We start from the raw sequence: 22468 nt of genomic DNA on the forward strand, positions 1-22468 counted from the left end.
TGCTGTCCACCGGCCCCGACGGACCTACCATTCGGGCCGTGAGCCCACTGGTCGCCCTGGTGGTCGGCCTCATCCTGGGTGGGGTGGTGGCCGCCACAGTCATCATCCGCTCCCGCCCCGGGATGGGGCGACGTGCCCACGACGGCGCGGCCGTACCGCTGCCCGAGGGCGCACTGGCCCGGCGCCTGGTGGACCTCATGGACCCGGCGGTCGTGGTCCTCGGCATCGACGACGCCGTCCTGCTGGCCAACCCCGCCGCCCGCGCCCTCGGCATCGTGCGCGGAACCCGGTTGCTGGTCCCGGAGCTGCTGGACCTCGCCCGCGCCGTGCGCAGCGGGGGCACCCGGCGCGCCGACGTCCGGTTGCCCGGCGACCTGGTCGGCTCCGGTCCGCGGCTGGTCGGGGTGCACGGCGCCCGGCTGGACAGCGGCACGGTGACGCCGCCCGGCCCCGTGGCGCTGGTCCTGCAGGACGTGACGGAGGCCCGCCGGATCGAGGCGGTGCGCCGCGACTTCGTCGCCAACGTGGGCCACGAGCTGAAGACGCCGGTGGGCGCCCTGGCGCTGCTGGCCGAGGCGATCGAGGGCGCGGCCGACGACCCGGAGGCGGTGCAGCGGTTCGCCGCGCGGATCGCCCACGAGGCCGACCGGTTGGGCCGGCTGGTGCGCGAGCTGATCGACCTCTCCCGGCTGCAGGGCGGCGAGCCGCTCCCCGAGCTGGTGCCGGTGGAGGTGGACCGGGTGCTCAGCGAGGCAGCGGACCGCACCCGCACGGCGGCCCGCGCCAAGAAGCTGGAGATCGTGCTCGGTGGTCAGCCCGGCCTGGTCGTGCGCGGCGTGGAGAGCCAGCTGGTCACCGCTGTGACGAATCTGCTGGCCAACGCGGTGGCCTACAGCACGGGCAGCAGCCGGGTCGCGGTCGCGGCCCGGGCCCGGTCGGGGTTCGCGGAGATCGCGGTCACCGACAGCGGCATCGGCATCCCGCGCGCGGACCGGCACCGGGTGTTCGAGCGGTTCTACCGGGTGGATCAGTCCCGGGCCAGCAGCACCGGCGGGACCGGGCTGGGCCTGGCCATCGTCAAGCACGTCGCGAGCAACCACGGTGGCTCGGTGACCGTCTGGAGCGAGGAGGGGCTCGGCTCGACGTTCACCCTCCGCATCCCGCTCGCCGCTCCGGCCGATCCTCCGGCGGAGTCGCCCACCGTTCCGGCCAACCAGAGTCTGGAGACCAAGCGTTCATGAGCCGTGTCCTGGTCGTCGAGGACGAGGAGTCCTTCTCCGACGCGCTGTCCTACATGCTGCGGCGGGAGGGCTACGAGACCGTCGTGGCCGCCACCGGGCCCGATGCCCTGGCGGAGTACGACCGCGGTGGCGCCGACATCGTGCTGCTCGACCTGATGCTCCCCGGCCTGCCGGGCACCGAGGTGTGCCGGGCGCTGCGGGCCCGCGGCAACGTCCCGATCATCATGCTCACCGCCAAGGACGCCGAGATCGACAAGGTCGTCGGCCTGGAGCTGGGCGCCGACGACTACGTCACCAAGCCGTACTCGGCGCGCGAGCTGGTCGCCCGCATCCGCGCGGTGCTGCGCCGCCGGGGGGAGGTGGCCGACGCCGCCCCGGCGGAGGGCGTGCTGGCCGCCGGACCGGTCCGGATGGACGTCGAGCGGCACGTCGTCGCCGTCGACGGCGAGCAGGTGGCGCTGCCGCTCAAGGAGTTCGACCTGCTGGAGTTCCTGCTGCGCAACGCGGGCCGGGTGCTCACCCGGGCGCAGCTGATCGACCGCGTCTGGGGTTCCGACTACGTCGGGGACACCAAGACCCTCGACGTCCACGTGAAGCGGCTGCGGGCCAAGCTCGAGCCCGACCCCGCGAACCCGAAGTACCTGCTGACGGTGCGGGGTCTGGGCTACAAGCTCGAGGCCTGACGACGGTCCTAGCTCTTGAGGTCGTCGATCTTCTTCGAGGCGTCGGCCTTCGAGAGGTCCTCGGGGATCTCCTCGTCGGTGCCCCGGGCGAGGGTCTCCAGGTAGCTCTTCTGCGCCCCGGTGGCCGGCTCGTCGCCGGTCACCCAGGTGTCGGGGTCCTTCTCGGTGGTCTGGTCGGCGGAGTTGGCTTCGCTCATGTGTTCGATGCTAGGCGCGGGCGAGCTCCTCCGCTCGCCGGGCGACGGCCTCGGCCCGGGCGGCCCGGGTCGCGGCCCAGCGGCGCCCGGTGCGGTAGACGTGCACCTCGCCGCACGCGGGGCAGGCCACGTGCAGCGCAATGTGCGTCGGGTGGTTGGTGACCGACCGGATCCGGCGGTCGGCGACCAGTTCGACGGTGCGGGTGACGGGGCAGGTGATCAGCAGCATGGGTCGACCCTGGCGACGCCGACCGGCGGCGACGAGTGGCAGGAGTGACCCCGATCGCAGTTTTCCTGCCATGATGCCGACATGGCTGCCCCCGATCGCCCGCTCGTCGTCAGCGTCGTGGTCACCGACGGCCTCGTCGGCAGCTTCGGTCTCGGCGTCTGCTGCGAGGTGTTCGGGTACGACCGCCGGCACATGGGCCTGCCGCTGTTCGACTTCGGCCTGGTGACCGAAGTGCCGGGCGTCCTGCGCACCGACACCGGCATCCCGATCACCGTCGAGCACGGGCTGGAGCGCCTGGCCCGCTCCGACATCGTCTCGATCACCGCGTGGGAGCTGTTCGACCGCGTGCCCTCGCCCGCGCTGCTCGACGCGCTCCGGGCGGCGCACGCCCGGGGCGCGACGATCGTCAGCCACTGCACCGGCGCCTTCGTGCTCGCCGCGGCGGGCCTGGTCGACGGCAAGCGGGTCACCACGCACTGGAAGTACGCCGGCGAGCTGGCCGCCCGGTTCCCGTCGGTGACCGTCGACCCGTCGGTCCTCTACGTCGACAACGGGCAGGTCATCACCGGTGCGGGGACGGCGGCCGGGGTCGACACCCTGCTGCACCTCGTGCGGCGCGAGTGGGGGGCCGGCGCGGCCAACTCCCTCGCTCGCGAGATGGTCGTGCCGCCGCACCGCGACGGCGGCCAGGCGCAGTTCATCGACGCCCCCGTCCCGGCCTGCGAGGACGACCTGCTGGGTGCCGTGCTCGGGTGGGCCACCGGGCACCTGGCGGAGGACATCTCCGTCGAGGTGATGGCCCGCCGGGCCCTGATGAGCCCGCGCAGCTTCGCCCGCCGGTTCAAGGCCACGACCGGCACGACGCCGCACGCCTGGCTGCTCGGTCACCGGCTGGCGGCCGCGGAGCAGCTGCTCGAGGAGACCGACGCGCCCGTCGAGGAGATCGCCCGGCTGGTCGGGTTCGGGACCGCGGCCGGGCTGCGCGAGCAGTTCACCCGCCGGCGTGGCGTCTCCCCGCGGGCCTACCGGCAGACCTTCCGGTCCGGCGCGGCCTCAGCTGCCGGGGCGGCGCCGGTGCAGCTCGACGGGCACCGGCCGCGGGCTGGCCGGGTGGGGAGCGACGAGGCCCTGGTCGAGGCGGGCCTCGGTCAGCCGGCGTAGCTCCGCGTACGCCGGGGCGCCCAGCAGCGCGGTGAGCTCGGCGGCGTAGGTGAGCACCAGCGGCTCGGGGGCGACGTGCGCCGTCGGCGACCCGGTGCACCACCAGTGCAGGTCGTGCCCGCCGGGGCCCCAGCCGCGGCGGTCGAACTCGCCGATGGTCGAGACCAGCACCCGGGTGCCGTCGGGGCGGTCGACGTGCTCCTGCTCCCGGCGCACCGGGAGCTGCCAGCAGACGTCGGGCTTGGTCGTCAGCGGGTGGAGCCCGGTGCGCAGCGCCATGCGGTGCAGGGCGCAGCCGCTGCCACCGGCGAACCCGGGCCGGTTCAGGAACACGCAGGCCCCGTCGACGACGCGGGTGCGCAGCGACCGCACGGGCTCGGCGCCGTCGGCGTCCTCGGCGTCGTCCTCCTCGGTCCACGCCCCGCGCGCGGCAGGTGCCAGCTGCCAGTCCTCGTCGGTCAGGTCCGCGACCGCGGCGGTCACCCGGAGCAGGTCGTCCTCGTCGGTGAAGAAGGCGCCGTGGCTGCAGCACCCGTCGTCGGGCCGGCCCTCCACCACACCCGCGCAGCCCCGCCCGTAGACGCACGTCCAGGCCGACGTCAGCCAGGTCAGATCGGCCCGGACCAGGTGCTCGGGGTTCTCGGGATCGGAGAACTCCACCCACTCCCGGGGGAAGTCCAGGCCGACCTCCTCGGGGGGCTCGTTCCGCACCGGGCCAGCCTAGGTCGCCGCCGACCGGCAGAATCGGGCCCATGCGGCTCGGTGTGCTGGACGTCGGATCGAACACGGTCCACCTGCTGGTGGTTGACGCCCATCGCGGGGCGCACCCCACGCCGATGCACGACGACCGGTGGCTGCTGCGGCTCGCCGAGCAGATCGGGGACGACGGGCTGCTGTCGAAGGCGGGGGAGAAGGCGCTCCTGCGCGCGGTGCAGGCGGCCTGCGACCAGGCCGAGAAGCAGGGGTGCGAGGAACTGCTCGCGATGGTCACCTCCGCCATCCGGGATGCGGCCAACGGCCTCGAGGTGCTCGACCGGATCCGCGAGCGGACCGGCGTCGAGCTGCAGGTCCTGAGCGGTGAGGACGAGGCCCGGCTGACGTTCCTCGCCGTCCGCCGGTGGTTCGGCTGGAGCGCGGGGCGGCTGCTGATCTTCGACATCGGCGGTGGGTCGCTGGAGCTGGCCAGCGGTGTCGACGAGGAGCCGGACGTCGCCCTGTCCCTGCCGCTCGGCGCCGGTCGCATGACCCGGCGGTTCCTCCCCGAGGCCCAGCGGGGCGGGCGGCCGGACCTGGCGGCGCTGGACGAGCTGGGCGCGTACGCGGACGGGCTGATCGAGCCGGCCGCGAAGAAGCTGCGCGGCGCCGGGGCGCCGGACCTCGTGGCGGCCACGAGCAAGACCTTCCGCACCCTCGCCCGGCTGACGGGCGCCGCCCCCTACTCGGCGGGGCTGCAGGTCCCGCGCGAGCTCAGCGCCGACGGGCTGGGGCAGCTGGTCGGCTTCATCTCGCGGATCGAGAGCTCGGCGCTGGCCGAGCTCCGGGGGGTCTCACCCGACCGCGCGCACCAGGTTCCCGCTGGAGCCGTTGTCGCTGCCGCAACTCTGCGTGCGCTGGACGTACCGTGCGTGCGGATCTGTCCGTGGGCGCTGCGCGAGGGAGTCATCCTGCGCAGGCTGGACTCGTTGGGAGGGGTGTGATGGCCGAACCGGACTGGAACCCGGACACGGGAGGGCGCTCGCTCGCCGAGATCCTGCGCGAGGCCGGCATCGAGTCCGCCGCCCGGACGGCCCGCAGGCGTCGCGTCGACGACGACGACACCGGCATCCGCCAGCGGCGGGCCGACGACGTGGCCGCCGGCGACCGCGCCGCCTACGGGCGGCGCCGCAGCGATCTGCAGCTCTCCGAGTCGGCCCCGGCGCGGGAGGACCGGGCACCGAAGCGCGCGCCCGACCCCGCGACCGCCGCCATCCCCGGCCTGCGTCCTGACCGCAAGCCCGGCGTCCCGCAGCCGTCGGCGCCGGTGCCTCCGCTGCGCCGGCCGGCCGAGGCCGCCGGGCCGCAGCGTACGGCCTCCCGCACCGCGTCGCGGACCGCGCCCGCCCGGGTTGGGGCCGCCGGCACCGGGCCGATCCCGGTGGTGCGCGCCGACGACGTCGACGCCGATCTCGACACCACGCCGCGGGAAAGCGCGCTGGCCTGGCTCCGGTTCGCCGGCGAGCTGGTGATCGCCCTGGTGGCCGGGGTGGGCATCTACTTCGCCGCCACCGTGCTGTGGGAGATGATCCCGCACCTGGCGGTCTTCCTGGCTCCGCTCGCCGTCACCGGCCTGGTGGCCGGGGTGAACGTGTGGCGCCAGCGTCAGGGCACCGAGCCGGTGGGGGCCCGCATGCTCGCCGTCCTGGTCTTCGCGGGCACCCTGCTGACCATCGCCCCGGCGGCCACGCTCCTCGCGACCTCCTGACCGCCGGGGGCGGCGGTCACGCGTCGGCCGACTCCTCCTCGCGCGAGGCGGCGAACTCGTCGACGATCGCGGCGCCGAAGGCGTCGAGGTCGTCGGGCTTGCGGCTGGTGATCAGGTTGCCGTCGACGACGACCTCCTCGTCGACCCAGTCCGCCCCGGCGTTGCGCAGGTCGGTCTGCAGCGAGGGCCACGAGGTCATGCGCCGGCCGCGGACGACGCCGGCCTCGATCAGCACCCACGGCGCGTGGCAGATGGCGGCCACCGGCTTGCCGGCGTCGAAGAACGCCTTCACGAAGGTGACCGCGTCCGCGTCGGCGCGCACGAAGTCGCCGTTGATGACGCCGCCGGGCAGCACCAGGGCCGCGTAGTCGTCCGGGTCCGCCGCGCTCAGATCGGTGTCGACCGTGCGGCGCTCGCCCTTCTCGATGTGCTCGTAGGCGGTGATCGTGCCGGTGGCGAACGAGACCAGCTCCGGCTCGGCACCGGCCTCCTCGAGGGCCTGCCAGGGCCGGTCCAGCTCGACCTGCTCGACGCCGTCGGTGGCCAGCACGGCCACCCTCATCCCGTCCAGTTCTCCTGCCATGCGGGCGGCGCTACCCGGCCCCCGGACCGCGCACACCCCGGAGCACTACGGTTTCGGGCGTGCCCGTCCGTCCGCGTTCCCGCCGGCTGCCCGGCCGGCGCGCAGCCGCGGCGCTGGGCCCCGAGGACGCCGTCCGCGCCGCCGGCGACCTGGTCGCCGCCGGCCGGCTGGTCGGCCTGGACCTCTCCGGCGGTGTCCCGGCGGAGCTCGCCGGCCGGGTGCTCGACGCGGGGCTGGCCGCCGCCTGCGAGCTGACCGTGCCCGGCGGCACGGGCGCGGCGGAAGGGCTCGTGGCCCGCGGCCTCGCGGTCGCTCTGACCGGTCCGCCCGGCGTCGTCGACCCGGTGGCCCGGGCGCTGCCCGGCAGTCGGGTGGTGGTCCCGGCCGGCGAGCCGTCGGCCGAGGCGCGGTGCCGGGCACTCGCCGGCGGGCGGGTGCGCCTGGTCGCCGGCCGGGGGGCGGCGGCGGAGCTTGCCTTCGTCCGCTGCCTGAACGTCCTGATGGCCGCGGATGGCGAGCCGGCCGTCGCGACCACCGATCCACGACTGATCGCCATCACCGGTGAGCGCGCGGCCTGGAACGGCCGCGCGCCCGACAGCTGGGAGCACGTCATGCCCATGGGAGAACCGACCGGGGACCAGCGCCGCCTGCTGGCCGCCGGCCACACCGTCCGCGTGCTGGTGCCCGTCGCGGGGGGCCGGGCGTGACCGCCACGGGCCGCCGCGGCCTGGCCATCATCGGGGGCGGCAAGATCGGTGAGGCGCTGCTCTCCGGTCTGGTCCGGCGCGGCGGGGCCGACGGGATCCTGGTGGTCGAGCGCAGCGCCGAGCGCGCCGCCCAGCTGACCGAGCGCTACGGCGTCCCCGCGGTGGAGCTGGCCGACGCGGCAGCCCGCGCCCGGGTGCTGCTCCTGGCGGTGAAGCCGCAGGACATCGACACGCTGCTCGGGCTGGTGTCCGGGCACGTCGACGCCGGCCACCTGGTGGTGTCGGTCGCCGCCGGCGTGCCGACGACGCGGATCGAGGCGGCCCTGCCGGCCGGGGTGCCGGTCGTGCGGGTCATGCCGAACACGCCGGCGCTGGTGGACGAGGGCATGAGCGTGCTCTCGGCCGGGGCGCACGCGGGCGAGGAGCACCTGGACGAGGCGGAGGCCCTGCTGGCCGCCGTCGGCCAGGTGCGGCGGGTACCGGAGTCGCAGCAGGACGCGGTGACGGCGCTCTCGGGCAGCGGGCCGGCCTACTTCTTCTACCTCGTCGAGGCCATGGTGGACGCCGGCATCCTGCTGGGCCTGCCCCGCGCGCTGGCGGCGGACCTCATCGTGCAGACCGCACTGGGTGCCGCGGTGATGATGCGCGACTCGGGGGAGCACCCCGTCCAGCTGCGCGAGGCGGTCTCCAGCCCGGGCGGCACGACCATCGCCGCGATCCGGGAGCTGGAGAAGCACGGGGTCCGCGCGGCGCTCATGGCCGCGATCGAGGCGGCGCACGCGCGATCGGTGGAGCTGGGCGTCGACAAGTCCTGACGTCGACCGGCCGGGACGCGGTGCCCACGCCTTCCCGTGTCGACAGGTCGACGTGCACCCGGCGTGAGCGGGCGAACACGGTAGTGCAAATCGGCGTCCAGTGGTGTGACTCAGCGTCAACGATCTCTCACCGTGTCGCGAAACGCGCCGGAACGGGTGGGCACCGTGTTGCATAGGTGTAGTTCTGCCTAGTACGGACCGGTCCGCCTGTTCGTTTCACCCATCGCTTCAGTCACGCCAGCCCCCTTACTCTCAGTACCAGCGCGTGCGTGTTCAGTTGCCGGTGGGGAAGCCGGCGCCACGACACGAGCTAGGTTCCGGAGACGAAGACATGACCATGCCCCAGCGCCACGCTGCCGCCACCGTCGTCCGTCCGGGGATGCCCATGCCCCGTCAGATGGGTCGCCCGATGAGCGCCGCCGCGATGGCCCGCCCCGTGCCGGCCCAGCACCCCGCCGCGATGCCGATCGGCCGCCAGGCCGTCCCGGCGCCCCGCGCCGCCGTCACCTTCCTGACCGTCGCCGAGGTCGCCTCGATGATGCGCGTCTCCAAGATGACCGTGTACCGCCTCGTCCACGCCGGCGAGCTCTCCGCCGTCCGCGTCGGCCGCTCCTTCCGCGTGCCGGAGCGCGCCGTGCAGGACTACCTGCGCGACGCCTACACCGACATCGCCTGAGACCTTCCTGTTCGGTCGTGCCGAGTGGGCCCGGAGGGGTCCGCGCAGGCACGACAGGCCGGCTCCACCCGACGGGAGCCGGCACGTGGCCGCGGTGGGGGGGGGGGGGGGGGGGGGGGGGGGGGGGGGGGGGGGGGGGGGGGGGGGGGGGGGGGGGGGGGGGGGGGGGGGGGGGGGGGGGGGGGGGCGGGGCGCCCCCCCCCCCCCCCCCCCCCCAGGCCGGCTCCACCCGACGGGAGCCGGCACGTGGCCGCGGTGTCGCCCGGAGGGCGACAGTGTCATGGGCCGCGGTGTCGCCCGGAGGGTGACCGTGCAGCAGCGTCGCCGCGGGGTGGCTCGGGTACCCTCAGTGGCCGGGCGACACCGGGGACGACCCGCTGTCGCGTTCGAGCTGATCTGTTTCGTCACGACGTCGGGAGCACCACGTGGGTTCGGTCATCAAGAAGCGGCGCAAGCGGATGGCGAAGAAGAAGCACCGCAAGCTGCTGAAGAAGACGCGCGTTCAGCGTCGCAACAAGAAGTGAGCTGACGCTCGTGCCGCCCGCGGTCGTCCTGGTCACCGGTGTGAGCCGGTGGTTGGGCGGCGCGCTGGCGGCCGAGCTCGCAGCTGATCCGCGGATCACGCGCGTCATCGGCGTGGACACCGTCCCGCCGTCGCCGGAGATGCTGCGCCGGCTCGGCCGCACGGAGTTCGTCCGGGCCGACATCCGCAACCCGTTGATCGGGAAGGTCATCGCAGCGGCGTCGGTCGACACCGTCGTGCACATGAACATCAGCTCCACGCCCGCCGGTTCCGGTGGGCGGGTGCCGATGAAGGAGCTCAACGTCATCGGCACGATGCAGCTGCTGGCCGCCTGCCAGCGGGCGCCGTCGGTGCGCCGGTTCGTGCTCAAGTCCACCAGTGCGGTGTACGGCGCCTCCTCGCGCGACCCCGCGGTCTTCACCGAGACCATGCAGGCGCGGCAGGTCCCCTCGGGTGGTTTTGCCAAGGACAGCGTGGACATCGAGGGCTACGTGCGCTCCTTCGGCCGTCGCCGTCCCGACGTGGACGTCGCCGTGCTGCGCTTCACCAACTTCATCGGTCCGCGGATCGACTCGCTGCTCACCGGTTTCCTGCGCATGCCGGTGGTCCCCACCGCGCTGGGCTACGACGCCCGGGTGCAGCTGCTCCACGAGGACGACGCCCTCGCGGTGCTCACCCGCGCCACCACCGGCGACTTCGTCGGCACCGTCAACGTGGGCGGGCAGGGCACCCTGCTGCTGTCGCAGGCGATCCGCCGGCTCGGCCGGATCCAGCTGCCGCTGCCCTCGCCGACGCTCGGCTCGGTCGGCCGGGTCTCCCGCCGCTTCGGCTTCGTGGACTACTCGCCCGAGCAGATGCGGTTCCTGAACTTCGGCCGGGTCGTGGACACCACCGTCTTGCGAACCGAGTTCGGCCACACCCCCCGATACACCACGGAGGCCGCGCTGGCCGACTACGCCCGCACCGTCGCCCCGGTCATCGACCCGGGTGCCGTGCGCACGATCGCGGGAGGGCTGCGCTCGGTGCTCGGCCGGGTCGGTGACACGGCGAGCGCCGTGGAGCAGCGGCTGCGCCCGGCACCCCCGGCGCCCGGCCTGCGGGCGGTGCGCGATGCCTGAGGCGCGCGTGATCCCGCTACGGCCGGACGACGACGAGCCCTTCGTCCCCGCGGCGCCGCCGCCGGGCTGGGAGGAGCAGCTCACCGGCGGGGTGGAGTTCCTGCAGCGCCGGGTGACCGGTGACTACCCCACCGACGAGTTCGGTTTCGACCCCGACCTGGCCGACCACGTCCTGCTGCCGGCGCTCCGCCCGCTGTTCCGCAGGTGGTTCCGCGTGGAGACCCTGGGGCTGGAGAACGTGCCGGCCGACAGCGGTGCGCTGGTGGTGGCCAACCACTCGGGCACGCTGCCGATCGACGCGCTGATGACCACCGTCGCGCTGCACGACGAGCACCCCGCCGCCCGGCGGTTCCGCCTGCTCGGCGCCGACCTCGTGTTCGAGATCCCGGTGGTCGGCGCCATGGCGCGCAAGCTCGGCGCCACGCTGGCCTGCAACGAGGACGCCGAGCGGCTGCTCACGGAGGGGGAGCTGGTCGGCGTCTTCCCCGAGGGGTTCAAGGGCATCGGGAAGCCGTTCCGCGAGCGGTACACCCTCCAGCGCTTCGGCCGCGGTGGCTTCGTCTCGGCGGCCCTGCGGACCGGGGCGCCGATCATCCCGTGCGCGATCGTCGGCGCCGAGGAGATCTATCCGATGATCGGCAACGCGAAGACCGCCGCCCGGCTGCTGGGCCTGCCCTACTTCCCGGTCACGCCCACGTTCCCGCTGCTGGGCCCCCTCGGCCTGGTGCCGCTGCCGTCGAAGTGGCTCATCGCCTTCGGCGAGCCGATCGAGACGGCGTCCTACGGCCCGGCCGCCGCCGAGGACCCGATGCTGGTCTTCAACCTCACCGACCAGGTGCGCGAGACCATCCAGCACTCGCTCTACCAGCTGCTCCTCCGCCGGAAGAGCGTGTTCGGGTAGCCCGACGGCTCAGAACGGGAACTTCTGGCGCCGGCGCAGCGCGAGCGCGCCGCCCACCAGCCCGCCCGACAGCGCGGCCGCCGCCACCGTGGGAACGCCGATCTTCGCCGCCTTGCGGCCGGTCCGGTAGTCGCGGATCGTCCAGCCGCGGGCGCGGGCGACGGCGCGCAGCTCGGTGTCTGGGTTCACCGCCACCGCCGTTCCGGTCAGCGACAGCATCGGCAGGTCGTTGGCCGAGTCGCTGTAGGCGGTGCACCGGGACAGGTCCAGGCCCTCCCGCTCGGCCAGGGCGAGGACGGCCTCGGCCTTCGCCGGGCCGTGCATGAGCTCCCCGACCAGCCGGCCGGTGTACTGGCCGTCGACGATCTCCGAGACGGTGCCGAGGGCGCCGGTCAGGCCGAGCCGCTGCGCGATGATCGACGCCAGCTCGACCGGCGTGGCCGTCACCAGCCACACCCGCTGGCCGGCGTCCAGGTGCTTCTGCGCGAGGACACGGGTGCCCGACCAGATCCGGTCGGCCATCAGCTCGTCGTAGATCTCCTCGCCGGCCTGCATGATCTCGGAGACCTGGCGGCCGGCGACGAAGGCCAGCGCGTTCTCGCGGATGGTGTGCATGTCGTCGGCGCTCTCGTTGCCGGCGATGCGGAACTTCGCCTGCTGCCAGACGAAGCTGGCCAGGTCGCGGCTGGAGAAGTACTTGCGGGCGGCCAGCCCGCGGGCGAACCAGAACAGCGACGCGCCCATCATCATCGTGTTGTCGACGTCGAAGAAGGCCGCCGCGGTGAGGTCGGGCTCGACGACCGACGGCGCCGCGACGTCGGCGGCCGCGGCCGACGCCGCTCCGGCGACGTGCGCCCGGGTCTCCTCGGCGGTCCGCTCCGCGGCCTGCGCGGCCCGGCGCCCGCGTACCGGCAGTCGGGGCACTGCGACCTCCTGATCCGCTCCGTCTCGATCTGCCGGGACGTGCTGACCGCTGCCCCGGCACCGACCCTGCGACCCTAGCCGGATCCCGGCTCGCGGTCAGACCGTGGTCAGCAGTCCCCGATGGTGGCCAGCGGTGGCAGGCAGATCCGGATCGGCCCCGGCAGCGGGACGGCGATCACGGGTGGTGGCGGCGTCCGGGCCGGGCCGGCACCGGAACCGACAGGCGGCGGGGGGTCGGGCAGGGTCGGCAGGACGCCACTCCCCGGCGTCGGCACCGGGACCTGCGTCGGGACGGGGTTCTGCCCGGGGCCCCGCGGGTTCGGAGGGGCGGTGCCGGCGTCCGAGGGCTCGGGCGTCGCCGGAGCCGACGGGGCGGCCGGGTCCGCCGCCGGCGGAGCACCCGTGCCGGGATCGGGCTGGATGGTGGTGGGCGGGGCCTCGACCACCTCCGGCGGGCTCTCCGCCAGGCAGAGACCGGGAACCGGGCCCAGGGCGTCGGCGCCGACGGTGGCCGGGCCGGCCGCGCAGCCCAGCGCCGCCCGCAGGCTCTCGGCGCGGACGGTCAGGGCTCCCAGCAGGTCGGCGGACCGGTCGAAGGCGGGCTCCGCGCCGGCCGGGACGGTCGCCGCCAGTGCGGACAGGCCGGCGGACTGCTCGGCCGTCCACCGGGCCAGGGCCTGGAGGGGCTCGGTCTCCCGGGTCCGCACCGCGCGCTCGGTGAGCCAGGCGGCCCCCTCCGTGGTGTGCTGGTCCATCGCGGCGAGCGTGCGCCCGACCAGTGCGGCGTCCCCCTCGCCGAGGATCAGCCCGAGCTCGTCGAGCCGGGTGCTCGCCAGCTCGAGGAGGGTCTGCCCCCGGCTGTCGCCGGCCAGCGCCAGCTGGGTCTGCTCGGTGCCGCGCTTGAGGTCGTAGAGCGGGTCGCCGGGCTGCGCGCCGGCCGCGACGGCGACCAGCGCCGCCAGCCCGGTCACGCCCACGGCCGCGCCGGCCAGCCCCGCGGTGATCCGGCCGCGCCAGCGGGACGGTGGCCGGTCGACCGCCCGGGCCGCCAGCAGGCGGTCGCGCAGCGAGCGGGGGGCCGGCTCGGGGGTGCGGACCGCGGCCATCGCCACCAGGCGGGTGCGTGCCCGTGCCCGGTACTGCGGGTCGGGGCCGGTGTCCAGCTGGGTGGCGAGGGACTCGAGGCGGGCGACGATCGCGGCCTCGGGATCGGGGCCGGTCAGGGTCGAGCCGTCGTCGTGCCGGATCACTCGCCACCTCCCGTCCTCGTCCCGCTCCCGCCGGGAGCACGCTGTGGCGTGTCCAACGACGAGGAGGTCCGGTCGGTTACGCGGGCGCAGCGCGCCCGGGTCACCGCAGGCCCTCCGGGAGCAGGCTCGCCAGCCGCCGGACCGCCCGGTGCTGGAGCGCCTTGATGGCGCCGTCCTTCTTGCCCATGATCTCGGCAGTCTCGGACACGGACAGACCGTGCAGGAAGCGCAGCACGATGCACTCCTGTTGCTCGCTCCCCAGCTGTCTCACGCAGGCGAGCAGCTGCTCGTTGGTGAGGTGCTGGAGCACCGCGTCCTCGGGGCCGTCGGTGGCGCGGTCGGCGTCGCGCATGTCGGCCGTGCTGATCTCCAGGCGGAACCGGCTGCTCTTCACCTGGTCGCGGATGATGTTGCGCGCGATGGTGACCAGCCAGGCGCCCACGTCGCGCCCCTGGAACGACAGCGAGTCGATCCGCCTGAGCGCCCGCACGAACGTCTCGCTCGTGATGTCCTCGGCCGTGGCCCGGTCCCCGACCCGGTGGTAGGCGTACCGGTGCACCAGCGTCACGTAGTGGTCGTAGAGCTGCCCGAACGCCTCGGCGTCCCCGCCCTGTGCCCGGCGGACCAGCGCCCAGACGTCGACGTCCCCGGCCGTGCCGGCACCGGACCGGGCCGCGAGCTCCTCGACGACGTCGGCGGGTAGCCCGGCGGGGTCCTCAGCCGGCTCCGCCGGCGTCCCGGGAACCGCGGCGGAGCCGGGGACGGCCAGCGCCTCGGAGCTCGACCGGGGGAACGGCGTGGGGCGCGGACCGGCCCCGGGCCGGGCGGCCGCGTCGGCCGGGCGCCCGGCGTCCAGCGGGTGCGGCATGCGGGCGATCGACCTCCTCGTCGGCCCGCGGATGCCTGGACCGTGCTGGTTCACCGCGCGCGCCGGAACGGCGCGCGCGGGCTGCGGCGCAGGGCCCATGGTGACAACATCGGCCCAGCCCGTCCACGGCAGCCTGCCCGCACGCGCCCCCGAGCGCGCGCCGGAGCCCGGCTGCGCGCCGCACCGACGACAGGAGAAGCCAGTGTCCGAGGCAGGCACCTCGCTCGCCGCGCTCGTCCGCACCGCCGCGCAGCGCGACCCCGGGGCGCCGGCCGTGGTGGCCGGGGACCGGCGGCTGACCTGGGGCGAGCTCGACGCGGCGGTGGACCGGGTCGCGGCCGGGTACGCCGGCCGCCGGCTCACCCCCGGGGAGCGGGTCGCCGTCCAGCTGCCGAACGGGCTCGACTGGCTGCGCGCGGTCCTCGGCGCGCTCCGGGCCGGGCTGGTCGTCGTCCCGGTGAACACCGCCTACACCGACCCGGAGCTCGAGCACGTCCTCACCGACTCCCGCGCGTCGCTGCTGGTGACCGCCGCCGAGCGTGACTCGCCGGCCGGCGTGCCGGTCTGCGCGGGGCCGCCCGAGGCGGACGGCCCGCCCGCCGCGGTGCCCGACGACCCGGAGGCGCTGGCCTTCCTCTGCTACACCAGCGGGACCACCGGGCTACCGCGCGGCGCCATGCTCACCTCCGCGGCGCTCCGGGCCAACCAGGAGCAGTGCCTGGCGATGACGCCGCCGCCCGTGCGGACCGACGACCGGGTCCTGCTGGTGCTCCCGCTGTTCCACGTCTACGGGCTGAACGCCGGCTTCGGCCTGGTCGCCGCCACCGGCGCCTGCGCCGTGCTGCTGGAGACCTTCGACCCGCGCGGATCGCTGGCGGTCATGGCGGAGGAGCAGGTCACCGCCGTGCCGGGCGCTCCGCCGATGTACCAGGCGTGGCTCGCCGCGGCCGACGCCGCCGGCAGCGACGCCGAGCTGCGGCGGGGCTTCGCCGCGGTGCGGATCGCCTCCGCCGGGGCCGCGCCGCTGCCCGAGGACATCTGGACGGCGATGCGCGAGCGCGCGGCGGTCACCGTGTGGGAGGGCTACGGCCTGACCGAGGCGGCGCCCGTGGTGGCCAGCACCCTGGCCACCGGCCGCGCCAAGCCGGCGTGCATCGGCGGCCCGCTGCCGGGGCTGGAGCTGGCGCTGCGCGACACCGCCATGATCGGCGCGGACACCGCGGAGCCGTCCGCGGGTGAGGAGGGCGGCGAGGACGCCGGGCGCAGCGGGGGCGCCGACGAGGAGGCCGGGGACGCCGACGACGCCGACGAGGGGCCGGGCGAGATCTGGGTGCGCGGCCCCAACCTCTTCTCCGGCTACTGGCCCGACGGCGTCGACGGGCCCGACGCCGACGGCTGGCTCGGCACGGGGGACCTCGCCTACCGCGACGCCGACGGCGACCTGCACCTGGTCGACCGGCGCAGCGACCTCGTCCTGGTCAGCGGGTTCAACGTCTACCCGGCCGAGGTGGAGCGCGTCCTCGACCAGCACCCGGCCGTCGTGGAGAGCGCGGTCATCGGCATCCCCTCCCAGCGCACCGGCGCGGCGGTCCGGGCCGTCGTCGTCCTGGCGCCGGGGGAGAGCCTCACCGTGGAGCAGCTCCAGGCGCACGCGGCGGAGTCCCTGGCCCGGTACAAGGTGCCGACGTCGGTGCACTTCCTCCCGTCGCTGCCGCACTCGCTGACCGGCAAGGTCAGTCGGGCCCGGCTGCGGGAGCTCGGCCTCACCGAGGCCGAGGCCGAGGCGGCGGCCGGCGCCGAGGCGACGGTCCCGGCCGGGGCCGGGGAGCCCACCGGTGGGTGAGCAGCCGCGGCTGCAGCTGCTGGTGCGGGACGGCTGCCACCTCTGCCTCACCGCGGCCGAGCAGCTGGCCCCGATCGCCGCCCGGGCCGGACTGGAACCGCGGCAGGTCGACGTCGACGCCGATCCGGAGCTCCAGGCCGAGTACGGCGACCGGGTGCCGGTGCTGCTCCTGGACGGGCGGGAGCACTCCTACTTCACCCTCGACGTCCCCCGCCTGCGGCGGGATCTCGGGCTGGACTGACCGCCGCCGGACCGCCGGGCCCGGCGGCCGGGGCGGGCCGGCGCCGGCGGCGCCACCGTCCCGGACCCCCCGTCCGGGTGGACCCCCCCGGCGGTTAGGGTGGTCTCGGCCACACCTGTCGCCGGATCCGGCCAGGTCAGCGGGCCGGGGCCCGTCCGGCGACTTTGTTCCTGCGTTCACAAGCGGCTACCGTGGCGGACGCGAGCACGTGCTGCTCGCGTCCTGATGTCGCAGCTCCGCCCCGGCGCCCGCCGGGTTCCCGGGTGCGACCGCTGTGGAGTGCCCCGTGATCCAGCCGCGGCCCCGGACCATCCCGGAGGCCACCGTCGCACGTCTGGCCGTGTACCTGCGGGTGCTGACCAGCTTCGCCGACGGCGGCCGGACCACCGTCTCCTCCGGTGAACTCGCCTCCGCGGCCGGCGTCAACCCGGCCGGGCTGCGCAAGGACCTGTCCCACCTGGGCTCCTGCGGCGTGCGGGGGGTCGGCTACGAGGTGCGCGCGCTCCGCGAGCGGATCGCGCGGGTGCTGGGCGCCGAGCAGTCCCGGGCCTGCGTGCTCGTCGGCATCGGGAACCTCGGCACCGCGCTCGCGGACTACGCGGGCTTCGGCAGCCGGGGCTTCGAGTTCGTCGGCCTCTTCGACGCCGCGCCCGACCGGATCGGCCGCCGCATCGGGGGGCTGACGGTGCAGGACACGACCGACCTGGAGGGCACCGTGGCGAGCACGCAGGCCTCCATCGGGGTCATCGCGACCCCGGCCGACGTCGCGCAGCAGGTCTGCGACCGGCTGTCCGCGGCCGGGGTGAGGAGCATCTTGAACTTCGCGCCCGTGACGCTGTCGGCCCCGGCGGGTGTCGACGTCCGCCACGTCGACCTCTCCGTCGAGCTGCAGGTGCTGGCCTTCCTCGGCCAGCAGCGCACGACCGTGGGGGAGGAGTCAGCGTGAACGAGCTCGCGAGTTCCGCCATGGGTGGGACGAGCCCGCGGATGCGCCCCACCAATGCCGGCGAGGAGGACTCATGAGCCTCCTGGCGGTGGGTGTGAGCCACCAGACCGCGCCGGTCGCGCTGCTCGAGCAGTTCGCGATGGGCGGCGACGACCGGGTCAAGGCGCTGCACGAGCTGGTCGGCAGCGACCACGTCAGCGAGGCCCTGGTGCTGGCGACCTGCAACCGGGTCGAGGTGTTCGCCGAGGTCGAGCGCTTCCACGGCGGCGTCACCGACGTCAGCCGGGTGCTGGCCCGGCAGGCCGGGGCCACGGTGGAGGAGCTGTCCCCGTACGTCACCGTGCACTACGAGGACCAGGCCGTCGCCCACCTGTTCACGGTGGCCGCTGGGCTGGACTCGATGGTCGTCGGGGAGACCCAGGTGCTCGGGCAGCTGCGCGCGGCCTACGCCCTGGCCCGCGAGGAGGGCACGGTCGGCCGGGCGCTGCACCCGATCGCGCAGCGCGCGCTGCGGGTGGGCAAGCGGGTGCACTCCGAGACCGGCATCGACCGGGCCGGCGCCTCGCTGGTCTCGGTCGCCCTCGACCGGGCCGAGGCCCGCGTCGGTGCGCTCGCCGGGCGCCCCGTGCTCGTGGTCGGCGCCGGCTCGATGGGCGCGCTGGCCGCGACCACGCTGGCCCGCCGCGGCGCCGACGTCGTCGTCAGCAGCCGCACCGAGGCCTCCGCGCACCGGCTCGCCGAGACCGTCGGCGGGCGTACCGCGGCGCTGGACCGCATGGCCGAGGAGCTGGCCGCCGCCGACGTGCTGCTCACCTGCACCGGCGCCACCGGGCTGGTCGTGACCACCGACGTCGTCGCCGCGGCGATGACCGGTCGCGGCGACCGGCCGCTGGTCGTCATCGACCTGGCGCTGCCCCGCGACGTCGACCCGGGCGTGGCCGCGCTGCCCGGGGTGCACGTCGTCGACCTCGCCCTGCTGCAGGGCGAGCGGCGTGACGGCGAGTCCTCGCCCGGCCCGGTCGCCGCCGACGACATCACCACCGCGCGCGCCATGATCGAGACCGAGACCGCGCTGCTGCGCGCCGAGCGCCAGGCCGCCGAGGTCGGGCCGACGGTGTCCGCGCTGCGCAGCCAGGCCGCCGAGGTCGTCGACGCCGAGCTGCTCCGCCTGTCGGGCCGGCTGCCCGACCTGGACGCGCGGGCCCGGGCCGAGATCGCCCGCACCGTGCGCCGCGTCGTCGACAAGCTGCTGCACGAGCCGACCGTGCGGGTGAAGGAACTGGCCGCCACGCCGGGCGGCACGGACTACGCCGGGGCCCTGCGGGCGCTGTTCGGCCTGGGCATCGACGCCGACGTCACGCCCGGGGCGGGCCGGCTGGCCGACGCCGTCACCGTCGACCCCGACCGTCCGGGAGGCCCGGCATGACCGCCATCGAGGCGCAGACCACCACCGCCGCGGGCGCCGGCGTCCCGCTCCGGCTCGGCACCCGGGCCAGCGTCCTGGCGCGGACCCAGTCGCAGGCCGTCGCCGACGCGCTCACCGCCGCCACCGGCGTGCCGGTGGAGCTCGTGCTGATCAGCACCGAGGGCGACCGCTCGCAGGCCACCATCGCGCAGATGGGCAGCACGGGCGTGTTCGTCGCGGCGATCCGCCGGGCGCTGCTGGCCGGCGCCGTCGACCTGGCGGTGCACAGCTACAAGGACCTCCCCACGGCGCCGGAGCCCGGCCTCAGCCTCGCCGCGGTGCCGGTGCGGGAGGACCCGCGCGACGCCCTGGTCGCCCGGGACGGGCTCACCCTCGGCGAACTCCCGCCCGGCGCGCGGATCGGCACCGGCGCGCCGCGCCGGGTCGCCCAGCTGCGGGCCCTCGGGCTCGGCCTGGAGATCGTGCCGATCCGGGGCAACGTCGACACCCGGCTCGGCCGGGTGGCCGGCTCGGCGGGTGGCCAGGGCGACCTGGACGCCGTCGTCCTGGCCCGCGCCGGGCTCAGCCGGATCGGCCGCACCGACCGGATCACCGAGACCCTCGACCCCCTGCAGGTGCTGCCGGCCCCGGCCCAGGGAGCCCTCGCCGTGGAGTGCCGCACCAGCGACGCCCGCACCCGGGAGCTGCTGGGCCGGCTCGAGGACACCGCCACCCGCGCCTGCGTGGTGGCCGAGCGGGCGACCCTCGCCGCGCTCGAGGCCGGGTGCAGCGCCCCGGTGGCCGCCTACGCGGAGGTCGCCGAGGGCGAGGCCGGGCCGGAGCTCTACCTCCGCGCCTCGGTGACGGCGATCGACGGCAGCGACGCCGTGCGCGGCTCGCTGACCGGCCCGCTGCCCGACGCCGGCGCGCTGGGCCGCGCCCTCGCCGCCGAGCTGCTCGACCGCGGCGCGGCCGCCCTCATGGCGGCCGGAGCGTGACCGGGGCCGCGAGGTCCCCGGCGGCGTCCACCGCCCCGCACCACCCCCAGACCCCCCCATCGGCCCGGTACCGGGCCATGACACACGCCCGGGACTCCCGGGCCAGGATCAGGAGCACGCGATGACGCGCTTCCGCAAGACCGCAGGCCAGTCCGGCCGGGTCGTGTTCGTCGGCGCCGGCCCGGGCGACCCGGGCATGCTCACCGCCCGCGCCACCGCGGCGCTGGCCGAGGCCGCGGTGGTCCTCGTCGACCCCGACGTCCCGCCCGCCGTCCAGGACGCCGTCCGCGAGGCGAACCCGGGCACCGAGCTGACCCCGGTGTCCGGCGAGCCCGCCGACGTCGCCAAGGGCGCCGTCGCGGCGGCCAAGAACGGCTCGGTGGTCGTCCGCCTGGTCACCGGTGACCCCTACACCTCCGACGAGGTGGTCAAGGAGGTGGTCGCCGTCGGCCGCACCTCCGTTCCCTTCGACGTGGTTCCCGGCGTCGCCACCGCGACCGCCGTCCCCGCCTTCGCCGGGGTCGCGCTGGGCAGCACCGCGGTGACCGCCGACCTGCGCAGCGGTGTCGACGTCACCGCGCTGGCCGGGGCCGCCACCGCGGCCGGCGGCACGCTCGTCCTGCAGGGGACCGCCGACCAGCTCCCCGATGCCGCCGTGCGGCTGGTCGAGGGCGGGCTGTCCGGCAGCACCCCGGTCGTGGTCACCACCGGTGGCTCCGGGACGGGCCAGAAGAGCATCGTCGCCAAGCTCTCCGCCGTGGCCGAGAAGACTGCCGGCCTCGACCCCCTGAGCGGGCAGGTCGTCGCCACCATCGGGACGGCCGTCGACAAGCGGGCCCGCATGTCGTGGTGGGAGAGCCGCCCGCTGTTCGGCTGGCGGGTGCTGGTGCCGCGCACCAAGGACCAGGCCGGCGAGATGAGCGACCGGCTGCGCGCCTACGGCGCGGTGCCGGTCGAGGTGCCGACGATCGCCGTCGAGCCGCCGCGCAGCCCCGCCCAGATGGACCGCGCCATCAAGGGCCTGGTCACCGGCCGCTACGGCTGGATCGTGTTCACCTCGGTGAACGCGGTGAAGGCCGTCCGCGAGAAGTTCGTGGAGCTCGGCCTCGACGCCCGCGCCTTCGCCGGGGTCAAGGTCGCCTGCGTCGGCGAGCAGACCGCCGAGGCCGTGCGCGCCTTCGGCATCCAGCCCGAGCTCGTGCCGACCGGCGAGCAGTCCAGCCAGGGCCTGCTGGCCGACTTCCCCGAGTACGACGACGTCCTCGACCCGATCGAGCGGGTGCTGCTGCCGCGCGCCGACATCGCCACCGAGACCCTGGCGGCCGGCCTGGTCGAGCGGGGCTGGGAGATCGACGACGTCACCGCCTACCGGACGGTGCGCGCCGCGCCGCCGGCCGCGTCGGTGCGCGAGGCGATCAAGGGCGGCGGCTTCGACGCCGTCTGCTTCACCTCGTCGAGCACCGTGCGCAACCTGGTCGGCATCGCCGGCAAGCCGCACGCGAAGACCGTCGTCGCGGTGATCGGCCCGGCGACGGCGGCCAGCGCCCAGGAGTTCGGGCTGCGGGTCGACGTCCAGCCGGAGATCGCCGCGGTCGCCCCGCTGGTCGACGCGCTCGCCGAGTACGCCCTGTCGCTGCGCGAGGCGGAGGACGGCGAGGGCAAGTGAGCGACCTTGCGAGCTCACCGATGAACGGGGGCGCGAACCCGGGCTTCGCGCGGGGGCGGCGGCTGCGGTCGACGCCCGCGCTGCGGCGGCTGACCGCGCAGACCCGGCTGGCCCCGGCCGACCTGGTGCTGCCGGTCTTCGTCAAGCAGGGCATCGACGCACCGGTCCCGATCAGCTCGATGCCCGGCGTCGTCCAGCACACGCCGGACTCGCTCCGGAAGGCCGCGCAGGAGGCCGCCGAGGCCGGCATCGGCGGGCTGATGCTCTTCGGCATCCCCGCGGAGAAGGACCCGATCGGCTCCCAGGCCGACGCCGCCGACGGCATCGTCAACGTGGCGCTGCAGCAGCTGCGGTCGGACCTGGGCGACGAGCTGGTGCTCATGGCCGACCTCTGCCTGTGCGAGTACACCGACCACGGGCACTGCGGCGTCGTCACCCCGGCCGGGGTCGTGGACAACGACCCCACGCTGGACCGGTACGCCGCCGTGGCGATCGCCCAGGCGCAGGCCGGGGCCCACCTGGTGGCGCCCAGCGGGATGATGGACGGCCAGGTGGCGGCGATCCGCGCGGGGCTGGACAGCGCCGCCTTCACCGAGGTGCCGATCCTCGCCTACGCCGCCAAGTACGCGTCGAGCTTCTACGGCCCGTTCCGCGAGGCCGCCGAGGGAGCCCCGCAGTTCGGCGACCGCGCGAGCTACCAGATGGACCCGCCGAACGCCGACGAGGCGCTGCGCGAGGTCCGGCAGGACCTCGCCGAGGGCGCGGACGCCGTCATGGTCAAGCCCGCGCTGCCCTACCTGGACATCGTGGCCCGGGTGGCCGACGCGGTCGACGTGCCGGTGAGCGCGTACCAGGTCAGCGGCGAGTACGCGATGGTCGAGGCGGCCGCCGCCAACGGCTGGGTGGACCGCGAGCGGGCGATCCTCGAGACGCTCATCGCCATCCGCCGGGCGGGCGCCGGTCAGGTGCTCACCTATTGGGCGGTCGAGGCCGCGCGGCTCCTCGGGCGCTGATCGGCCGGGTGGGGGACAG

At 75.6% G+C, this 22468-nt stretch carries 25 protein-coding genes; 18 read left to right on the plus strand and 7 right to left on the minus strand.

Annotated features, from left to right (window positions below):
- The first annotated feature begins 38 nt into the window (after window positions 1–38).
- Window positions 39–1241, plus strand: a complete 1203-nt coding sequence (locus tag ACI790_RS08375; protein WP_456569334.1) for a sensor histidine kinase — start codon at window positions 39–41, stop codon at window positions 1239–1241.
- Complete coding sequence (locus tag ACI790_RS08380) at window positions 1238–1924, plus strand: winged helix-turn-helix domain-containing protein (protein WP_456569335.1); 687 nt, start codon at window positions 1238–1240, stop codon at window positions 1922–1924. The genes ACI790_RS08375 and ACI790_RS08380 overlap by 4 nt, the downstream gene beginning before the upstream one ends.
- Window positions 1925–1932: 8 nt before the next feature.
- On the opposite strand, the gene ACI790_RS08385 is transcribed toward ACI790_RS08380, so the two are convergent.
- Both ACI790_RS08385 and ACI790_RS08390 read right to left on the minus strand, forming a co-directional pair.
- A complete protein-coding gene (locus ACI790_RS08385; RefSeq protein ID WP_456569336.1) occupies window positions 1933–2121 on the minus strand; it encodes a DUF3072 domain-containing protein in 189 nt (62 codons plus the stop codon).
- 10 nt (window positions 2122–2131) lie between these two features.
- The gene (locus tag ACI790_RS08390) at window positions 2132–2350 is read right to left on the minus strand and encodes a hypothetical protein (RefSeq protein ID WP_456569337.1); all 219 of its coding nucleotides are present in this window, start codon (window positions 2348–2350) and stop codon (window positions 2132–2134) included.
- 81 nt (window positions 2351–2431) lie between these two features.
- Here ACI790_RS08390 and ACI790_RS08395 point away from each other — a divergent pair, with 81 nt between their 5' ends.
- Entirely contained in the window at window positions 2432–3511 is a 1080-nt protein-coding gene (locus tag ACI790_RS08395) for a helix-turn-helix domain-containing protein (RefSeq protein WP_456569338.1), read from the plus strand.
- On the opposite strand, the gene ACI790_RS08400 is transcribed toward ACI790_RS08395, so the two are convergent.
- On the minus strand, window positions 3404–4222 hold the full coding sequence (locus tag ACI790_RS08400) for a hypothetical protein (protein WP_456569339.1): 819 nt from the start codon (window positions 4220–4222) through the stop codon (window positions 3404–3406). The genes ACI790_RS08395 and ACI790_RS08400 overlap by 108 nt on opposite strands.
- Before the next feature lie 41 nt (window positions 4223–4263).
- On the opposite strand from ACI790_RS08400, the gene ACI790_RS08405 reads away from it, so the two are divergent.
- Both ACI790_RS08405 and ACI790_RS08410 read left to right on the plus strand, forming a co-directional pair.
- Window positions 4264–5208 carry a Ppx/GppA phosphatase family protein gene (locus ACI790_RS08405; RefSeq protein ID WP_456569340.1) on the plus strand — a complete coding sequence of 315 codons (945 nt, stop codon included), beginning with the start codon at window positions 4264–4266 and terminating at the stop codon, window positions 5206–5208.
- Window positions 5208–5972, plus strand: coding sequence for a hypothetical protein (locus ACI790_RS08410; RefSeq protein ID WP_456569341.1), 765 nt, complete (start codon window positions 5208–5210; stop codon window positions 5970–5972). The genes ACI790_RS08405 and ACI790_RS08410 overlap by 1 nt, the downstream gene beginning before the upstream one ends.
- A 16-nt stretch (window positions 5973–5988) precedes the next feature.
- Here ACI790_RS08410 and ACI790_RS08415 read toward each other — a convergent pair whose 3' ends face one another.
- Window positions 5989–6555, minus strand: coding sequence for a type 1 glutamine amidotransferase domain-containing protein (locus tag ACI790_RS08415; RefSeq protein ID WP_456569342.1), 567 nt, complete (start codon window positions 6553–6555; stop codon window positions 5989–5991).
- Between the two features lie 59 nt (window positions 6556–6614).
- Between ACI790_RS08415 and ACI790_RS08420 the strand changes: the two genes are divergently transcribed.
- From ACI790_RS08420 to ACI790_RS08445, 6 genes are all read left to right on the plus strand, one after another.
- Window positions 6615–7262, plus strand: a complete 648-nt coding sequence (locus tag ACI790_RS08420; protein ID WP_456569343.1) for a hypothetical protein — start codon at window positions 6615–6617, stop codon at window positions 7260–7262.
- A complete protein-coding gene (gene proC, locus ACI790_RS08425; protein WP_456569344.1) occupies window positions 7259–8077 on the plus strand; it encodes a pyrroline-5-carboxylate reductase in 819 nt (272 codons plus the stop codon). Before ACI790_RS08420 ends, proC begins: the two co-directional genes overlap by 4 nt.
- Window positions 8078–8408: 331 nt before the next feature.
- Entirely contained in the window at window positions 8409–8753 is a 345-nt protein-coding gene (locus ACI790_RS08430; protein WP_456569345.1) for a helix-turn-helix domain-containing protein, read from the plus strand.
- 425 nt (window positions 8754–9178) lie between these two features.
- On the plus strand, window positions 9179–9277 hold the full coding sequence (locus ACI790_RS08435; protein ID WP_012854759.1) for a 30S ribosomal protein bS22: 99 nt from the start codon (window positions 9179–9181) through the stop codon (window positions 9275–9277).
- Window positions 9278–9287: 10 nt separating this feature from the next.
- Entirely contained in the window at window positions 9288–10394 is a 1107-nt protein-coding gene (locus ACI790_RS08440; RefSeq protein WP_456569346.1) for an NAD-dependent epimerase/dehydratase family protein, read from the plus strand.
- Window positions 10387–11295: a lysophospholipid acyltransferase family protein gene (locus tag ACI790_RS08445; RefSeq protein ID WP_456569347.1), complete on the plus strand. Its 909-nt coding sequence runs from the start codon at window positions 10387–10389 to the stop codon at window positions 11293–11295. The genes ACI790_RS08440 and ACI790_RS08445 overlap by 8 nt, the downstream gene beginning before the upstream one ends.
- Window positions 11296–11304: 9 nt before the next feature.
- Here ACI790_RS08445 and ACI790_RS08450 read toward each other — a convergent pair whose 3' ends face one another.
- From ACI790_RS08450 to ACI790_RS08460, 3 genes are all read right to left on the minus strand, one after another.
- Entirely contained in the window at window positions 11305–12219 is a 915-nt protein-coding gene (locus ACI790_RS08450; RefSeq protein ID WP_456569348.1) for an HAD family hydrolase, read from the minus strand.
- 107 nt (window positions 12220–12326) lie between these two features.
- Window positions 12327–13469, minus strand: a complete 1143-nt coding sequence (locus tag ACI790_RS08455) for a DUF5667 domain-containing protein (protein WP_456569349.1) — start codon at window positions 13467–13469, stop codon at window positions 12327–12329.
- 100 nt (window positions 13470–13569) lie between these two features.
- Window positions 13570–14337 carry a sigma-70 family RNA polymerase sigma factor gene (locus ACI790_RS08460; protein WP_456569350.1) on the minus strand — a complete coding sequence of 256 codons (768 nt, stop codon included), beginning with the start codon at window positions 14335–14337 and terminating at the stop codon, window positions 13570–13572.
- A gap of 202 nt (window positions 14338–14539) precedes the next feature.
- On the opposite strand from ACI790_RS08460, the gene ACI790_RS08465 reads away from it, so the two are divergent.
- The 7 genes from ACI790_RS08465 to hemB all read left to right on the plus strand — a co-directional run bounded on the left by ACI790_RS08465 (window position 14540) and on the right by hemB (window position 22449).
- Window positions 14540–16180, plus strand: coding sequence for an AMP-binding protein (locus ACI790_RS08465; RefSeq protein ID WP_456569351.1), 1641 nt, complete (start codon window positions 14540–14542; stop codon window positions 16178–16180).
- Complete coding sequence (locus ACI790_RS08470; RefSeq protein ID WP_456569352.1) at window positions 16173–16421, plus strand: glutaredoxin family protein; 249 nt, start codon at window positions 16173–16175, stop codon at window positions 16419–16421. The genes ACI790_RS08465 and ACI790_RS08470 overlap by 8 nt, the downstream gene beginning before the upstream one ends.
- Before the next feature lie 286 nt (window positions 16422–16707).
- Window positions 16708–17367: a redox-sensing transcriptional repressor Rex gene (locus ACI790_RS08475; protein ID WP_456569353.1), complete on the plus strand. Its 660-nt coding sequence runs from the start codon at window positions 16708–16710 to the stop codon at window positions 17365–17367.
- Window positions 17368–17440: 73 nt separating this feature from the next.
- Window positions 17441–18793, plus strand: coding sequence for a glutamyl-tRNA reductase (locus ACI790_RS08480; RefSeq protein ID WP_456569354.1), 1353 nt, complete (start codon window positions 17441–17443; stop codon window positions 18791–18793).
- Entirely contained in the window at window positions 18790–19770 is a 981-nt protein-coding gene (hemC, locus tag ACI790_RS08485; RefSeq protein ID WP_456569355.1) for a hydroxymethylbilane synthase, read from the plus strand. Before ACI790_RS08480 ends, hemC begins: the two co-directional genes overlap by 4 nt.
- Before the next feature lie 121 nt (window positions 19771–19891).
- Window positions 19892–21436, plus strand: a complete 1545-nt coding sequence (locus ACI790_RS08490; RefSeq protein WP_456569356.1) for a uroporphyrinogen-III synthase — start codon at window positions 19892–19894, stop codon at window positions 21434–21436.
- A complete protein-coding gene (gene hemB, locus ACI790_RS08495) occupies window positions 21433–22449 on the plus strand; it encodes a porphobilinogen synthase (protein ID WP_456569357.1) in 1017 nt (338 codons plus the stop codon). The genes ACI790_RS08490 and hemB overlap by 4 nt, the downstream gene beginning before the upstream one ends.
- The last annotated feature ends 19 nt before the right edge of the window (window positions 22450–22468 follow it).

The sequence above is a fragment of the Blastococcus sp. SYSU DS0539 genome (genome assembly GCF_054050855.1).

Bases quoted from the DNA above. Each gene is read 5' to 3' on its own strand.
- ACI790_RS08380 (WP_456569335.1), top strand. From the start codon at position 1,238: ATGAGCCGTGTCCTGGTCGTCGAGGACGAGGAGTCCTTCTCCGACGCG.
- ACI790_RS08385 (WP_456569336.1), bottom strand. From the start codon at position 2,121: ATGAGCGAAGCCAACTCCGCCGACCAGACCACCGAGAAGGACCCCGAC.
- ACI790_RS08390 (WP_456569337.1), bottom strand. From the start codon at position 2,350: ATGCTGCTGATCACCTGCCCCGTCACCCGCACCGTCGAACTGGTCGCC.
- ACI790_RS08395 (WP_456569338.1), top strand. From the start codon at position 2,432: ATGGCTGCCCCCGATCGCCCGCTCGTCGTCAGCGTCGTGGTCACCGAC.
- ACI790_RS08405 (WP_456569340.1), top strand. From the start codon at position 4,264: ATGCGGCTCGGTGTGCTGGACGTCGGATCGAACACGGTCCACCTGCTG.
- ACI790_RS08410 (WP_456569341.1), top strand. From the start codon at position 5,208: ATGGCCGAACCGGACTGGAACCCGGACACGGGAGGGCGCTCGCTCGCC.
- ACI790_RS08415 (WP_456569342.1), bottom strand. From the start codon at position 6,555: ATGGCAGGAGAACTGGACGGGATGAGGGTGGCCGTGCTGGCCACCGAC.
- ACI790_RS08430 (WP_456569345.1), top strand. From the start codon at position 8,409: ATGACCATGCCCCAGCGCCACGCTGCCGCCACCGTCGTCCGTCCGGGG.
- ACI790_RS08445 (WP_456569347.1), top strand. From the start codon at position 10,387: ATGCCTGAGGCGCGCGTGATCCCGCTACGGCCGGACGACGACGAGCCC.
- ACI790_RS08460 (WP_456569350.1), bottom strand. From the start codon at position 14,337: ATGCCGCACCCGCTGGACGCCGGGCGCCCGGCCGACGCGGCCGCCCGG.
- ACI790_RS08480 (WP_456569354.1), top strand. From the start codon at position 17,441: ATGAGCCTCCTGGCGGTGGGTGTGAGCCACCAGACCGCGCCGGTCGCG.
- hemC (WP_456569355.1), top strand. From the start codon at position 18,790: ATGACCGCCATCGAGGCGCAGACCACCACCGCCGCGGGCGCCGGCGTC.
- ACI790_RS08490 (WP_456569356.1), top strand. From the start codon at position 19,892: ATGACGCGCTTCCGCAAGACCGCAGGCCAGTCCGGCCGGGTCGTGTTC.